The sequence below is a fragment of the Parashewanella spongiae genome, from assembly GCF_004358345.1.
Lineage (GTDB): Bacteria > Pseudomonadota > Gammaproteobacteria > Enterobacterales > Shewanellaceae > Parashewanella > Parashewanella spongiae.
The window spans coordinates 4874237-4890246 of record NZ_CP037952.1 but is presented as its reverse complement, the minus strand read 5'-3'; the positions used below and the strand labels follow the sequence as shown (position 1 = coordinate 4890246).

15 protein-coding genes and 1 pseudogene are annotated in these 16010 nt (G+C 41.2%); 7 read left to right on the top strand and 9 right to left on the bottom strand.

The window, feature by feature from the left end; all coding sequences use genetic code 11:
• Positions 1–46 precede the first annotated feature (46 nt).
• Positions 47–1771 (top strand): hypothetical protein, encoded by a 1725-nt coding sequence (locus tag E2I05_RS19300; protein WP_121853179.1) that lies wholly within the window; start codon positions 47–49, stop codon positions 1769–1771.
• A gap of 308 nt (positions 1772–2079) precedes the next feature.
• Here the strand turns inward: E2I05_RS19300 and E2I05_RS19295 are convergent, their stop codons facing one another.
• The 3 genes and pseudogenes from E2I05_RS19295 to E2I05_RS22230 all read right to left on the bottom strand — a co-directional run.
• On the bottom strand, positions 2080–2535 hold the full coding sequence (locus E2I05_RS19295) for a hypothetical protein (protein ID WP_133309813.1): 456 nt from the start codon (positions 2533–2535) through the stop codon (positions 2080–2082).
• Entirely contained in the window at positions 2510–2731 is a 222-nt protein-coding gene (locus tag E2I05_RS19290) for a hypothetical protein (protein ID WP_133309812.1), read from the bottom strand. Before E2I05_RS19290 ends, E2I05_RS19295 begins: the two co-directional genes overlap by 26 nt.
• Positions 2715–3002 (bottom strand): annotated as a pseudogene (locus tag E2I05_RS22230) (IS66 family transposase); the annotation flags it as partial. The pseudogene E2I05_RS22230 and the gene E2I05_RS19290, both read right to left, overlap by 17 nt.
• Positions 3003–3663: 661 nt before the next feature.
• Between E2I05_RS22230 and cobA the strand changes: the two are divergent.
• The 6 genes from cobA to cysC all read left to right on the top strand — a co-directional run bounded on the left by cobA (position 3664) and on the right by cysC (position 11814).
• Positions 3664–4488 carry a uroporphyrinogen-III C-methyltransferase gene (gene cobA, locus E2I05_RS19280; RefSeq protein ID WP_121853181.1) on the top strand — a complete coding sequence of 275 codons (825 nt, stop codon included), beginning with the start codon at positions 3664–3666 and terminating at the stop codon, positions 4486–4488.
• On the top strand, positions 4481–5386 hold the full coding sequence (cysD, locus tag E2I05_RS19275; protein WP_121853182.1) for a sulfate adenylyltransferase subunit CysD: 906 nt from the start codon (positions 4481–4483) through the stop codon (positions 5384–5386). Before cobA ends, cysD begins: the two co-directional genes overlap by 8 nt.
• Before the next feature lie 50 nt (positions 5387–5436).
• Positions 5437–6903 carry a sulfate adenylyltransferase subunit CysN gene (gene cysN / locus E2I05_RS19270; protein WP_121853188.1) on the top strand — a complete coding sequence of 489 codons (1467 nt, stop codon included), beginning with the start codon at positions 5437–5439 and terminating at the stop codon, positions 6901–6903.
• Entirely contained in the window at positions 6903–8627 is a 1725-nt protein-coding gene (locus E2I05_RS19265; protein ID WP_121853183.1) for an SLC13 family permease, read from the top strand. The genes cysN and E2I05_RS19265 overlap by 1 nt, the downstream gene beginning before the upstream one ends.
• Before the next feature lie 879 nt (positions 8628–9506).
• Positions 9507–10787 carry a group II intron reverse transcriptase/maturase gene (ltrA, locus tag E2I05_RS19260; protein ID WP_133309548.1) on the top strand — a complete coding sequence of 427 codons (1281 nt, stop codon included), beginning with the start codon at positions 9507–9509 and terminating at the stop codon, positions 10785–10787.
• Between the two features lie 442 nt (positions 10788–11229).
• Complete coding sequence (gene cysC / locus E2I05_RS19255; RefSeq protein ID WP_121852844.1) at positions 11230–11814, top strand: adenylyl-sulfate kinase; 585 nt, start codon at positions 11230–11232, stop codon at positions 11812–11814.
• Between the two features lie 72 nt (positions 11815–11886).
• Here the strand turns inward: cysC and E2I05_RS19250 are convergent, their stop codons facing one another.
• From E2I05_RS19250 to E2I05_RS19225, 6 genes are all read right to left on the bottom strand, one after another.
• Positions 11887–12312, bottom strand: coding sequence for a hypothetical protein (locus E2I05_RS19250; protein WP_121852845.1), 426 nt, complete (start codon positions 12310–12312; stop codon positions 11887–11889).
• Between the two features lie 124 nt (positions 12313–12436).
• Positions 12437–13045 (bottom strand): thiol:disulfide interchange protein DsbA/DsbL, encoded by a 609-nt coding sequence (locus E2I05_RS19245; RefSeq protein ID WP_121852846.1) that lies wholly within the window; start codon positions 13043–13045, stop codon positions 12437–12439.
• Positions 13046–13124: 79 nt separating this feature from the next.
• Entirely contained in the window at positions 13125–13733 is a 609-nt protein-coding gene (locus E2I05_RS19240) for a thiol:disulfide interchange protein DsbA/DsbL (RefSeq protein ID WP_121852847.1), read from the bottom strand.
• A 131-nt stretch (positions 13734–13864) separates the two neighbouring features.
• Positions 13865–14938, bottom strand: coding sequence for a serine/threonine protein kinase (locus tag E2I05_RS19235; protein ID WP_121852848.1), 1074 nt, complete (start codon positions 14936–14938; stop codon positions 13865–13867).
• The gene (locus E2I05_RS19230; RefSeq protein ID WP_312018402.1) at positions 14931–15296 is read right to left on the bottom strand and encodes a DUF3630 family protein; all 366 of its coding nucleotides are present in this window, start codon (positions 15294–15296) and stop codon (positions 14931–14933) included. The genes E2I05_RS19235 and E2I05_RS19230 overlap by 8 nt, the downstream gene beginning before the upstream one ends.
• A gap of 78 nt (positions 15297–15374) precedes the next feature.
• Positions 15375–15968 carry a hypothetical protein gene (locus E2I05_RS19225; protein ID WP_121852849.1) on the bottom strand — a complete coding sequence of 198 codons (594 nt, stop codon included), beginning with the start codon at positions 15966–15968 and terminating at the stop codon, positions 15375–15377.
• Positions 15969–16010: the final 42 nt, after the last annotated feature.

The following is a 16010-nucleotide window of genomic DNA, read 5'->3' as shown; positions in this document are numbered from 1 at the left end:
AGTTTAAGCACAAAATATTTCAGCTTATTATAAAATGGAGTTTAAAATGAAAAAAGCCGCTATTGCAGTAGCCATCGTTGCTGCTGGAGCCGCTGGTTATTGGGCTACTCAAAATCAAACGCCTTCCATCGATGATAATCCTGTTCTGGATTATATTCCTGCCGATACGCTGTTATTTTCAGGGAGCTTAACGGATTTTCCGACTAAAAAGTATTTAGAACATGTCAATTTGTCTTCGCTGAAAATGCAAGCAGATAAGCTTAAAGAGTTTGATAAGCCAGACGAACCTCTGGCTAAATTTGGTATGGCACTGTTTTATGCCGTAGTAAACCATTCAGATGATCCTGCGTCGCTTCTTGCCAGCTTAGGCATACCTGATGAAGGCAAATCTTATTTTTATACTATTGGTGCTATGCCAGTCGTAAAAGTTGAGCTCGATAAACCACAAGCTTTCTGGGCATTATTAGATAATGCCGAACAAGAAAGCGGCTTTACTCATCAGCAACGTAAACTGGGCGAATTATCATATCGTGCCTATAGGATAATGGAGCAAGGCCCCAATGGCTCGCCAATGGAATTGTTATTTGCTGAACAAAACGGCATGTTAACGATTACTCTTGATGGTTTTTCAATCGATGGTACAGCGCTTAACATCGCATTAGGTCAGCAAAAGCCACAGAAATCGTTAACCGAATCCGGTGAAGTTAACCAAGTTATTGAGCAATACGGCTTTAACCCAAATAGTATCTTTTTTATGGATCATATTGAGATAGTGAAAGGGTTAACCACCACAGATGGTAATGAACTTGCGAAACAACTCACTGGAATTTTCGCGCTTACGAATCAAGATCCACTCTCAGAGATCAAAGAAGCTCAATGTGCCACTGAGTTACAGCAAATTTCACAGAATTGGCCGCGAACTGTCGGTGGATTCAATGAGTTTAATTTAAGCGACTCCGCTGCTGATATGGATGTATCAGTAGTGGTTGAAAGCCGAAATCAGGTGATGATGACGGCACTAAGTAAGCTGCGTGGTTTTATTCCTGATTATGTTTCAGCACATGGACGATCCGCGTTTAGCATGGGTTTTGGAGTTGATAACGATAACTTAGTGTCAGCATTATCCGATATTTGGACCGAGCTACAAACACCAGATTATCAGTGTGAGCCATTGTCGCAAATGCAAGCTCAATTAGCACAGCAAAGCCCAGCCATGTTAGGCATGTTTACTGGTATGGCACCGGGCGTGAAGGGTATTTCAGCGGCTATTTTAGATTTTGAACTGGACTCAGCCAATGGGACTGCAGAGCCGAAAGTGAAACAATTGGATGCTGTAGTCAGTGTTACAGCATTAAAGCCTGAGACTCTATTCAATAATCTGAAAAGCTTTGCTCCAATGTTTGCGAATGTTTCATTAGTTGAAAACGGTGAACCAGTTGATTTATCTACGTTATTGCCAATTCCTGCAGAATTAGGAGTTAAACCTATGTTGGCGATTAAAGGGCAAAATATTGTACTTTATACGCCGGGTAAAGCAGAAAAAGTGGCGGATAGCCTAACGAATGAAGCCGTTGAAGCAAATGGCTTTATGCACTTCGGTGGCGATCAGGCCAAAATCATGAAGCCAATATTAGCGATGGCCGAATTATCAGGGCAAGCTATCCCAGATGAATTGAAGATGATGCAAGAAGATGGTCAAATTAGTGTATCCATTGATTTTACTGCTAATGGCATCGTCATCAACGAAAAAATGACGATAAAGGCAAAGTAGTAAAGTAGTAATTGTTGTGCTTTATTGAGAGTAAAACGGGTTATCGTGCCCGTTTTATTTTATCTCTTACCAATATTTTCCAAGTAAGCGTCTAGTAAATACCACCAAAAGAGAGCAAAGCAACAGAAGCATAGTGATGTCCAATCCTCTGGAATTAGTTGTTAGTCTATGCTCAGAGTCTTAGGCCATGAGCCTTCATATACATAACAAGTCCTAAATTGCTCTTGCTTGTAATTATCGCAGAATACTAAACCTTCCACCCAAACCGAAATCTCATTCATAACTTTGGCTATGAACGAAGTAAGAGGCTACAGCTTCTCTCTAGTCCAACTTAACTCAATACCGCAACAATCAAATAAAAGGATTTTATCCTCTACATTATTTTCAACTTCTATTTGTGATGTCTTCGCTAAGATAATATTATGTGCATAATAATGGTAAAATCCATTTTCGATAATCCCCCCATGAAGCGTTACAAATACTGCACATTTACTCATAGAGCAGAAAATATCTGAAAAACAGCCAATCATTGATTTGATATGATCAAAACTGGCTCCTTCAAGTTTTACGTTCAATCCATATTGGTCCATTTCTTGATTTAAGTAACAATAAATTCCTTGTTGTGAAATAGCATATTTTTGTTCTCTAGGTAAAGACCCATTAGTACAGGTAGAACAGGTAGCAAAATAACTTTGCTGTATGGTTGCAGCTTTCTCGCAGTCAAAACTGGTGCTATTTTTAATAACACCGTAGCCATTCGACACCAGCCCCAAAACATGTGTGCTCGGCCAGAGTAAATGTTGCTGTACTTCTTGTATCATAAATATCTTGAGCTTTACTCACAAAACGTTCTTTATCTATAGTTTTATCTTCGCTGATAGGAACGTACTTGGATAGGCAGTTTTCAGCCATATCTTGATAAGTTTGTATTCTATTTCCTGACTCACTTGAAATAATCATTAATTTTAAGGTTCCAAGACATAAGTTGCTCTGTGACAGATGTTTTGCATGATGATTGTTTTAAAATGTAAGTCAGGTAATCGCTTGTGTTGATTCCGTTAGCCTTACAAGTTTGAATGACACTGTAGAGAACTGCGCTGTTTTTGACCCCTCTCGTCGTATGAAAGAACAGCCAGTTTTTCCTGCCAATGACAAACGGCTTTACCGCTCTTTCCGCACGGTTGTTATCAATATCAAGACGACCGTCCTCGATATAGCGAAGTAGCTTAGGCTATTGGTTTAGACTTACTCCACTGCGATATCGGTTAGTGACTTGGTAACATTTAACTGACAGACTTGTCCAGCTAGACTTTAAACTCGTTCAACAGTGGTAAAGCCTTTCGGCGGTGCCCTAATCAGCATCTGCCATTGTTTTTGGGCATTGACTGCCATCATCCTAGAAACATCAGTTGACTGCGTTCTCAAGTGCAGGAAAAAGGCTGATAGCAAGGCGTAGCTTGCAGCAAGCAGTTGTTACCGACATACAAAAATGTCGTTACTTCGTTTCTACTTGAAAAAGTTACAACGCAGATAGCAGTCATTTAGCAAGCTTGTGAACGTAGAGTACTTCACTCATTGGATGAAAGCCATGATGATAAAATCATCGTATTGCTCAAACAGTTACTCGTATACTCAGCGTTTAACTCATGTTTTTAGGATCATACTATTCCCGTTAACATTATCTAAATGGGTAATGATTACGTTTTGAATTCGAAGTGGGAATGTGGAGATTGCTAGACGCTTACTTTTCCAACATCGATTTTCTCCTAAAAACACATACTGCTTATATTAAAAAGTAATAACTATTCTGTTTTTTATATTTAAAATAATATAAGAAAGTCGCTATATTTTACTCATCAAATTTCAAATCTTAGATATAGCGGATAAAACTTATGGAACTGGTGTCATTATCGGCAAACAGCGCACAAGGAAAAGTTTACCTCATTGGTGCTGGGCCCGGCGATCCAGAGCTGCTTACGTTAAAAGCATGGCGCTTGCTTAATCAAGCTGACGTGGTGTTATTTGACGCATTGGTCAGCGAAGCAATATTGGCACTGATCCCTGAAGCGGCTGAAAAAATTTCTGTTGGCAAGCGGGCTGGCCATCACAGTGCAGAGCAAGCAGAAATTAATCAGTTGCTTGTGACGAAAGCCTACCACAATAAAATCGTCATCCGTTTGAAAGGTGGTGATCCGTTTATTTTTGGTCGTGGTGGTGAAGAGTTGCAAACTCTCGCTGAGGCTAAAATTGAATTTGAAGTTGTGCCTGGTATCACTGCCGCCGCTGGAGCCGCTGCTTATGCGGGCATTCCGTTAACCCACCGCGATCATACACAAGCAGTGAGCTTTATCACTGGCCATCAAAAACTCAATGCGCCAAGTAAAGTTGACTGGAAACAGTATGGACAATCGAATCACACCTTAGTGATTTATATGGGGTTATCTCAAGCTTGTCGCATTAAAACTCAATTACTCATCGCAGGAAGAAATGCAGACACATCAGTCGCACTAGTGAGCAATGCATCTACGCCAAAACAACAGCTGCTATTAGGCAAACTTTCTGAATTGGAGATATTGGCCAATCAGATCCCTAAAAAGCAACCCACGTTAATCATCGTGGGGGAAGTGACCAAGTTGTCACAGGATTTAAGTTGGTTTAATCGCGAGCCTGAAAATACGCATGAATATTCGGCTGAAAAAGGAGTTAATCATGGATAAAGCCCCACTCACCCATTTACAGCAATTAGAAGCTGAAAGTATTCACATTCTCCGTGAAGTCGCCGCTGAATTTCAAAACCCAGTCATGCTTTATTCAATTGGCAAAGATTCTTCAGTCATGCTGCATTTGGCTCGTAAAGCGTTTTATCCAAGTAAAATTCCATTCCCACTGCTTCATGTTGATACTGGATGGAAGTTTAAAGAGATGATTGCGTTTCGTGATCAGCAGGCGAAAAAATATGGTTTTGAACTGTTAACCCATAAGAATGCTGACGGGGTGGCTCAAAACATCAACCCCATCGATCATGGCAGTGCTAAACATACCGACATCATGAAAACACAAGGACTGAAGCAGGCTCTAGATAAATATGGCTTCGATGCGGCTTTTGGCGGCGCAAGACGTGATGAAGAAAAATCCCGTGCAAAAGAGCGCATTTATTCGTTCCGTGATAATCACCATCGTTGGGATCCTAAAAACCAGCGCCCAGAACTGTGGAATAATTATAATTCGGCGCTTAATCCTAGTGAAAGTATCCGAGTATTTCCTTTGTCGAATTGGACAGAATTGGACATTTGGCAATACATCAAACAAGAGAATATTGAACTCGTTCCCCTTTATTTTGCTGAGAAAAGGCCTGTGATCGAACGGAATGGCATGATGATCCTCGTCGATGATGATCGTTTGCCCCACGATCAAAGCGAAGTCAAACATGAACAGGTGCGGTTTAGGACATTGGGTTGTTACCCGTTGACAGCGGCTATGCATTCAAGTGCAAATAGTCTCGATAAGATCATTACTGAAATGCTGCTTACGCGATCCAGTGAACGACAAGGGCGTTTAATTGATGCGGATCAAGCGGGATCAATGGAACTTAAAAAACGGCAGGGGTATTTCTAATGATCAATCAAAACACAAAAATTACAGATGTTTCTTTGAGTCGATCACTGATGAATGAAGTATCCGTTCATGAGTCATTAGAAAATGAAAACGAATTAGATCTGGGTGGTTATGTCGAACAACAACAGCAAAAGCAATTACTGCGATTTTTAACCTGTGGCAGTGTGGATGACGGCAAGAGTACTTTGATCGGTAGATTGCTGCACGATAGTGCACAAATTTACGACGATCAGCTGGCGACATTAGAGCAAGAAAGCGCTCGTATAGGCAGCACAGGTGACAAACTTGATTTAGCCCTTTTAGTTGATGGCCTGCAAGCTGAGCGGGAACAAGGTATTACCATCGACGTGGCCTATCGATATTTCAGCACCGATAAACGTAAGTTTATCATCGCCGATACACCAGGGCATGAGCAGTACACCCGTAATATGGCTACCGGAGCTTCAACCTGTGATGTTGCTGTTATTTTGATTGATGCGCGCTATGGCGTACAAACCCAAACTCGAAGACATGCGTACATTGCTAGTTTGTTGGGTATTAAACATTTAGTGATTGCAATTAATAAGATGGATCTAATGGGCTTTGAGCAATCAGTGTTTAAAGATATTTCAGAGCAGTTTGCAGAGTTTTCCAAGCAACTGGCTCCATTAAATGTCGACTATGTACCACTGTCTGCCCTTGACGGTGATAATGTTGTGAATGTATCCAGTGAAATGCCTTGGTATCAAGGTCAAACATTGTTGTTGGCATTAGAGTCCATTGATCTCGATGCTAATAGTGATGATAAAACGATCACTCAAGGGTTTCGATTCCCAGTTCAACATGTTCAACGTCCACATCTCAACTTTCGTGGTTTCTCTGGATACATTGCATCGGGCCATGTCAGAGTCGGCGATCCAGTGACAATTTTACCCTCTGGTAAGCAAACTCAAGTCGTCAGTATCGTTACTTTCGACGGCAACTTAGACAGCGCACAAACTGGGCAAGCGATCACAATAACCTTAGCCGACGAAGTTGATGTGTCACGGGGCGATCTGATCGTTAGCGGTGATGATCATAATCTACTGCCAACGATCAGTAACTCAGTAACCGTTGATTTGGTGTGGCTTGATGAAACTCCGCTCGAAATTGATCGCTTATACAACGTCAAAGTGGCGAGTAAGTTGACCCAAGCTAAGATCGTTAATATCGATCACATTAAAGATATAAATAGCTTAGAAACTACAACAGGCCTTGTTGGATTAAATACCATCGCCAGAGTGCAACTTCAGTTGGTAGAAGCGTTACCACTTGAAGCTTACAGTCAGTGTCAGGCGACAGGGAGTTTGATCCTCATTGATCGTTTGTCTAATGCGACATTGGCCGCATTGATGGTTGTTAATGCAACGCCAGCCACGTTTGCCAAAAGCACAACAACTAACTCATCAGCCCGTTATTCAGCAGAAGAACTCGCACTTAATGCGTGGGTGCGTGAGTATTATCCACACTGGAATGCGAAAGACTTGAGTCAGAGCTAATGACCGATGTGACGGTTCTGACGCTAATTTTAGTTGGACTTTTAGCGGGGTTATTTACTGGTAAAGTGGTGCCTGCAATTTGTTTTGCTTGCGCCGCGTTGGCCTGCTATTTATTTGGGTTGGTTGACTTAAGTCAGGCGTTGAACAGTTTTACCAACAGTGGTTTGATCACGTTAGTATTGTTAATTTTGGTGGCCAGCGCATTAGAAAAAACTTATCTACTCAGTAAACTAAGCCAATTTATTGCCAAAGAATCATTTCCCATGACCTTAGTAAAATTGGGTTTTTCTACAGCGTTATTATCATCTTTCACCAACAATACAGCAGTGATTGCTTCGTTAATTGGTCCCGTACAAAAAAATTCAAGTCACAGTGCTTCAAAGTTATTGCTACCTTTGAATTACGCCACCATTCTGGGTGGCACAATGACGTTAATCGGTACATCGACCAGTCTTATTGTGAATTCATTTGTCGAGCACGCAGGGCTAGCACCTTTATCTTTCTTTGAATTTACCCAAGTTGGCGTTGTATTAGTGATTGCTGGCATGTTGCTGCTACTGCTGTTGTCACATCGACTGCCAGAGCGTGGACGTGAAGAGAGTGAAATTGGCCTACCGTATTTATTAGAAGCCAGAATCGGCGAATACTCCAGTTTAATTGGTCAAACGGTACTGCAAAATCAATTGCGTGCATTAAAGAAGTTGTACCTCGTTGAACTTGAACGCAATGGAGTAAGAATGTCACCAGTGCCGCCCAATATGGTGTTGTTGCAAGGGGATACATTACGCTTTAGTGGTGCGATGGAATCCGTTGAACTATTACATCAATTTGATGGTTTAGAATGGTTTGGTAAGCAACAGGCTAATGGACAAAACTTAATTGAAGCCGTCATTGCTCCAAGCAGTAGTTTGGTTGGAGTCTCACTGAAACAAGCACAGTTTAGGGAGCGATTCTCTGCTGCAGTGTTAGCCATTCGTCGTGGTTGTGAACCACTTAAAGGTGGATTAGGTGATGTCATTCTTCGCCCAGGTGATGTGTTATTACTGAGCCCAGGAGTGGATTTTAAAGCCGACATAGATCAGCAAAATGAGTTTGCAGCATTGAATGGTTTAGATCTCGCGTTAAAACTGGATAAAAAGCGCAGCCATTGGGTGATGTTTGGTTTTGCCGCTACCTTAGCGATGAGCTTAATTGGTCTACTCTCACTGGCTAAAGGGTTGATATTATTGCTCTTGGTTTTTCTCGTCAGTGGCATACTGACGATGAGTGACATTAAGCGACGTTTTCCTGTGACTTTGGTTACCATTGTCGGCAGCGCGTTGTGTTTGGCTGATTTGATGTTATCGACAGGACTTGCCGATAACATGGCAAAATTACTCAGCGGTGTATCAGCGAGTTATGGTGTTTTTGGCGCGTTCGTCGGTGTGTATTTTCTGACCCTATTACTGACAGAGCTGATCACTAACAATGCCGCAGCGGCTTTAGCGTTTCCTATCGGGTTAGCGATTGCGGCCAGCTTAGGTGTTGACGCAAAACCCTTCATATTGGCGGTTGTTTTTGGTGCTAGTGCGAGTTTCATATCGCCCTATGGTTACCAGACTAATTTGATGGTGTTTAATGCGGGAGGTTACCGATTTAAAGATTTTATTTCTTTGGGTTTGCCGTTATCGATTTTGTATTCATCCATTGTGGTATTTTTGGTGCCGTTGTGGTTTCCGTTTTAGTTTAACCTAGAAAAATCAGTTGTTGGCGCTCTTAAACCTAAAATCATCAGTTGAACGCTGAGTATATGAGTAACTGTTTGAGCAATACTATGATTTTATCATCATGGCTTTCACCCAATGAGTGAAGTGCTCTACGCTCACAAACTTGCTAAAATGACTGCTATCTGCGTTGTAACTTTTGCAAGTAGAATAACTACTTGCTGCAAGCTACGCCTTACTATCAGCCATTTTTTCTACGCTTGAGAACGTAGTCAACTGATGTTTCTAGGGAGCGCCACGAAGCGCTTTATTCTGTTGCGGGATTTGTCTCAACGTATACGCAGCCAAGCGATTACATGGCCATAAACCAGAGACCGCAACGTTATTATTTATAATAAGTCCATCAGGTTGAAACGTACCTGACGGGATAATTACCAGTTCATCCCGAAATCTGACGGGCATGCATAATGGGTAACCGCTATGACATGAAGCCCTGTGACAAAGGCCTTGAATAAAGGTTGAGATGCAATGTAGGCCGCAGCATCAAGCGAATTCAGTTAAGCGTCGTAAATCAAAAAATGAAGATGGGGAGTCTTTCCTAGTTGACGAACCCTGACACAAACAGAGAAGCAACTGGTAAATGCATCTGTTTGATCTTCCGGCGTAATATGAAGTGGCATGTATTGAAGGAAATAAAGTGAACGTGGGAGAGCCTGAGTGTTGGAAGGTAGTGACTTGCACTATCCGAATATAAGGTAAACCGAAATTTCAGATAGGGCGCTCAGGCAGTCGGATGAGCCCATAGTACCGTTAACCGTGAAGACAACATAACTTTACATCAGGGAAGGGGCTCAGTGTTACACCCGTTTTTTAACGTAACTTTTGAGGTGAAATTGCCATATGGCTAACACTCCAGTAAATATCAGAATATTACAGCGAAAACTTTACTTACGCTCAAAGCTTAACTCGGAGCTTCGATTTTACAGCTTGTACGATAAACTCAGTCGCCTAGATATACTCGAAGAAGCCTATCGACGATGCAAAGCCAATAAAGGCGGAGCAGGAATTGATGGCATCACATTCAGTTATCTAGAGCAGCAAAAGAAAGTCGTTGCGCTGTTAAAAGAAATTCAAACTCAATTACAACAGAAAAACTATCGACCTAGCCCAGTCAAACGAGTAGAAATACTCAAAGACAACGGCAAAACGCGGAAACTTGGGATCCCGATAATCAGTGACAGAATTGTGCAAATGGCGATGACAATAGTGATGCAACCCGTCTACGAACCTCATTTACATGAACACAGTTATGGTTATCGTCCATGTCGAAGCGCCCAGCAAGCGGTAAAAGTCATTGAAATGAGCCTAAAACAAGGCTACCAGCACGTACTCGATGCTGACTTGAGTGCCTATTTCGATACCATCCCGCACGCTAAGTTGATGGCAAAAGTAGAAAGGCGAATAAGCGACAGCAGCTTTCTGAGTTTACTGAAAAGCTTTATCAAAGCGCCCATCAGCATAGAGACGGTCAACGGGAAATGGCGAATAGAAGCAAGCCGATGTGGCACTCCGCAAGGCGGAGTTATCTCTCCACTACTGGCTAACATCTATCTCAACGATTTCTGTTTGAAAATACACGAAAAAACACCGTGTAAAATCGTTACCTATGCAGATGATTTTGTTGTACTTCATAAGCAAACCTACACACAAGAGCAACTGGACTGGATAACACAGCAATTAAGTGATGAAGGTCTGAAGCTAAATCAAAGTAAAACCCACTGTGTGGATATGGGAAAGCTGATGAATGAGTTTGATTTCCTCGGTTTTAACTTTCAACGGATCACAGGCCTCATCAAAGGCACCAGTTACATTAAGATACAGGCGTCTAAGAAGAGCCAAACAAAGCTGAAAAATAAACTCAGAGACATAGTGAAGCATCGAACCTCAAATACACTTGGCGTACTGATAAATAAGGTTAATCAAGTTCTGAGGGGATGGAAACACTATTTTGGTGGGATAGGTTATCCCAGAGGTGTATTTTTCAGAATAAATGGATTTGTAGTAAACCGGTTCTATCGCTGGCATCGTCGCTTAAGTCAACGTCGAAGCAAGTATCTATCACGAGGTGCTTACGAAAAATTACGCCAAGCTGGTCTTGAGTATTTACCCACGACAAGATGATAAGCAAAGTGAAGGGGCTGAGAGAAGTGTAACAACAGAGCCGTGTGAGGGAAAACCTCATGCACGGAATCGAAGAGGGGCTGCTGGATAAGCGATAGCGAAGCCAGTAGCCTACTCTACTTAAACCTAAATAAATCGGTTGGGAGCGTTCATATACGCAGAAAAATACTGATAGCAAGGCATGAATAGCAGCAAGTAGTGGTTACCGACATACAAAACTGTTGTTACTTCGTTTCTGCTTGCAAAATTTATAGCGCAGCTAGCGATGATTTTGGCAAGTATATGAATGTTCAGCACTCACCTGATGGGTGAATTAGGGTTGCTTAATTTTATATTTAACTTCAATAAATTAAAGTTAAATTGTGCATTCAACCTATTTATTTAGGTTCAATGCGTCAAAGTAATTTTTCTAAGTTTAAGTAGATTTTTGTAAGGAAGAGTAATGAGTAACATTGGCTGGCATTCTCATGATGTTGATCGCGAACAACGCAGCGCACTATTAAATCAAACGTCAAGAATACTTTGGTTTACAGGGCTTTCAGGCTCAGGAAAGTCGACACTTGCGGGGGCGCTGGAGCATAAATTACATCAAAATGGTAAACTCACTTATTTGCTTGATGGTGATAATATACGTCATGGCTTGTGCCATGATTTAGGATTTAGTGAAACAGACAGAAACGAAAACATACGCCGCATCACGGAAGTCAGTAAATTGATGCTCGATGCAGGATTGATTGTGTTAGCCGCGTTTGTATCGCCTTCAAGGCTCCAACGACAAAGGGTGCGAGAACAGTTTCCTCAAGCCGAATTTATTGAAGTGCATGTATCCACACCGCTTGAGATTTGCGAACAGCGGGATCCCAAAGGTTTATATCAAAAAGCCAGAGCAGGTGAAATTAAGCAATTTACGGGTATTGATGCACCGTATGAAGCGCCATTAAATGCAGAATTGACCATTGATACCAGCTCAGACCCACTTGATGTACAAGTGAATACTTTGGTTGAGTATCTAGAGTCATTAGGATAATTCTTGAGGATTGAATTTGAACGAGTAGACGCAATATCTTGCGTCTACTCGTGCGGTTGCCCTGAATTCTGGTTAGTAATAATTATTCAATAAATCGAAAATCTTTTTACGTTGTTTGGGCGAAAAAGCATAATAACTGAAAGAGGTTTTACCGTAGATTTTGTTTTTTATCACTACTCGATGTGGCATGAGCGTAGTAATCCGATAACCTTGAAAATCAGCCTTCTTTATTTCTGTAATGAACCTTTCATCTTTAAATATAATTTTATTTTCATCAATTTCTAATGAGTGAGAACCCGACTTAAATTTAATTTTGATGTAAATGAAAGTGCCAATCGTAAATATAATGACAATAAATATTTCCTGCTTAACAAAACTGGAATCAATAGAAAATACATAATTAAGAATGACAGCCACAAAGGTTAAATAACAGATATAACAAAATGCTTCGTAAAAACGTGAAAAATTATCTTGAAACCGAGTTTGAGCAAACTTCATTTAACTTCCTCATTTTAGCTGAGCTCTGCGTAAGCAAACCTATAATATGTCATACAAGAGTGGGCTGGTATCCAGCGACTGTCTTCGAACAAGAAAAAGGCACTAGACTACCGACAAAAACTGTCTATTTAGCCACTAAATACGTCACTAACTCAATCAGTTGCTGTTCTGATTTAAGCGATGAATAATTAATTTGGTATTTGCCGTTGACGATGAGGGTGGGGATGACGGTGATGTTAAAGTGCTTTACTTCGGCTCGGTTCGCGGCAACGGCTGAATTAACGGTAAATGAATTAACTTGTGCGTAGCTTTTATCATTAAGGCTTGATTGGGTGACTAATTTGAGAACGTCCTCGATATTCTTTGGACGATCTTTGTGTTGATGAATTGCATCGAATAAAACAGTTTCAACTTCAATGTCTTTGTGGAGCCGCTCTGCAAGTACATAGGCTTTACTGAGTTCATTCGTGACCTGAGAGCCGTCAACATGCACTTGTCTAAATTTGATGTTTGTAGGCAGTTTCTTGCGGACAACAGGTGCGAACGTTTTTGAAAATCGGTAGCACTGAGCACAAAAAAATGAAAAGTATTCAGTAAACGTTGGTGTGGATGTAACTGATGGGTTATCAATCGCTTGATAATGAACGCCTTGCTTGAATTCAGTAGCGTGCGACATTGCTGGAAGTAATGACAATATGATTATTATGAGTGGTGCTGTCAATGAGCGTTTCATCTTTTGTTCTTGGAATAGAAATAACGATAAGTGTAAAAAAGGGAGCCTGAGCTCCCTAATTGATATATATGAGTATTACTTATTTTTTTGCTAAATAAAACGCAATCGCTAGGTAATCATCCCACGATTTAATCGCGCCTTTTTCAATGCGGTATTTACCGTTGACGACAAGATCGGGTACACCCGTTACTTTAGCTTTTCGTGCATCTTGGCCCATTTTTTTAGCCTGTGCATTCACCATAAATGAACTCGCCGCGGCATCATATTTTTTCGCGTCTACACCATTGCTAATAAAGACTTGGCGAATATCATCTGCTGATACTAAACGTTTACGTTGTACATGAATTGCATTGAAAAATGCTTTTTCCATTTTGGCTGAAATATTGAGCTGATAAGCCACAGCAAAAGCTTTAGTGAGTTCGACACCCACTTTACCGCCAAGGAAGTCAACATGTGATTGTTTGAATGTCACGCCTTCTGGTAAGCCTTTTTTAAGCTTTGGAAGTACGGTTTGGTAGAAGTTAAAACAATGACCACAAAGAAATGAAAAGTATTCTTTGATTTCTGGCTTGGCAGTTTCTGCCCCGTCATGAATAACGGTGTAATGGACGCCTTCTTTATACTGCGCTGCTTGTGAGAGCATAGGGACTAAAAATAAAGCCGCAGCCATGAATAATATCTTTTTCATTTGGTATCCTATTTTATGTAAGTTGGAACTTCATTACCGAACGGAACTGTATAATTGCCGATAACATAATACGTTTTTACCTATTAACTCAAGTAAATTTCACGAAATTTGCTACTGAAATTGTTACAAATTCAGTAAGGGATTAAGGTTAATGGTGGTTCATTCAATGCCGACAGCTGCTCTTTAAAGGCTAAAATTTGTTGTTCCCAATATTTTTCAGTATTAAACCATGGAAAATGCATTGGAAATGCTGGATCGTCCCAACGTCGACTGATCCATGCATTGTAATACAACATTCTTAGTGCTCTCAAAGGTTCGATCAGTTTTAATTGCTGAGTATCAAACTCGCAAAAGTCTTCATAAGCTTCGAGCAGAATTTCTAATTGCATGGTTTGTTGTGTGCGATCGCCAGTGAGCATCATCCATAGATCTTGGATTGCTGGGCCGCTGCGAGCGTCATCGAGATCCACAAATCCAGGACCATCGGGCGTCCATAAAATGTTGCCGGGGTGCAGGTCACCGTGTAGTCGAATGTGTTGACAATCAATATTCATCCAAATGCTTTTCGCTTCGGATAGAACATGCTCAACAATGGTAAAAAATGGCTCGGCAAGTGATTGAGGAATATGACCAGAGTCTCTTAACCAAGCAATGGCATCATCACCCATGTTTTTAGGAGTTAACATGGGACGGTGATCAAAATCTTGACGCATAGAACATTGATGCAAGCGCCCGATAAAATGACCAACGATTTCCAAATGTTCTAAATTGTCGACTTCAAAATTACGCCCACCAATAGAGGGGAATAACGAAAATTTGAACCCATTATGTTCATGTAACGTGGTGCCATTGATGGTGAGTGGCAAAGCAAGTGGCACTTCAGCGTCAGCGATTTCGTACGAAAACTCATGTTCTTCTATGATTTGCTTGTCGCTCCAACGTTCGGGACGGTAGAACTTTACGACATAGCGTTTGCCATCATCACTGCGAAATTGGTAGACGCGGTTTTCATAACTGTTTAATGCCAATAGCCCTGTTTCAGGATAAATACCTATGCTTTCGATGGCATCAAGAATGCTATCGGGAGTGAGAGATTGGTAATGGAAGCCTGCACTTGGCACATCATTGATTTCAGGCGTTTGGATGATGCTATCCGAGTGTTGATTGCCGTAATTGCCTTCAACAGATAATGTGTCATTATTCATTTGCACTCTCCGCGTCTGGTGGCGATGTTTCAGCCAAGGGTTCAACAATAGCATTTTGAATTAGACCGGACAAAAAGCGTAAAGTTTCCATATCAGACGCTTGCTCGACGCTCAGCCAGCAGCAGTCACCGTAAAATTCATAGTTGAGTGAAATATAACAACCTTCGAAATTGATAAGCCATTGATGACGATCTGCGCCCCAGTGTTTTTCTATTAAGCGACAATCAATAGATTGAATGAAAACATCAGCAAATAAGTCGAACTGTTCAAAATCAATGTCGGCTTGAAATTGAAGGTTCATTGATTCTGTGTCGAGTTGAATATGGCGAAGGTTAAATTTGAGTAAAGGATTGGCCACTTAAAGTTCCATTGAAAAGTATTTGGGCGTATAAATTAGTGATGGATTATACCCTTCAATGGAACGGCTGTATTTGCTTTATTGAGCTGCTTTCTTTTGCGCTTGTTGTATGCGCTTGATACGACCTTCGAATCCGGTCACGGTGCCGTCAGATAAGTCGTTATCCAAGGCTTGTTGACACAAATTGATGGCCAAATCGAAATCGCCATTATCTGTGGCAAGTGTGGCTAATTGCATAAAACCTGTGCCATTTAGTTTGGCTGATGATTCCTGCTGCCCAAACAGAGTTTGATATTGCTGACTCAATGAATAGCCAAAGATCAAATATTGCTGTGTTTTGCGTTGCTTATAACACACAGCAATGGCCGAGAGCATGCCTTGGTATTGTTGGTTTGAATCGTCAGATCTATTCACTTGAGTCATGGCATTAACTAAATTGTCATCGGCCCAATCAAGCTGAGGAGCTTCAGCAACCACGGCGACTTCAGGTTCATCTTCGTGTTGAGTTTCAGCCTTTGGTGAATCTTCTACAGCCACGACTTCTTCAGTCTCTGTAGGAGTAGGGGCTTTTTCAGAGGTTGGCAGAGTTTCACTGCTGTCTTTGCGACGGGCACGGTTGTATAAAAAATATCCCAACCCTACGATTACAACCAGTGCTAAAAATTTAACCAAAATCCTTTCCTCTATCAAGTAATGTTGTTAATCATTGATGTG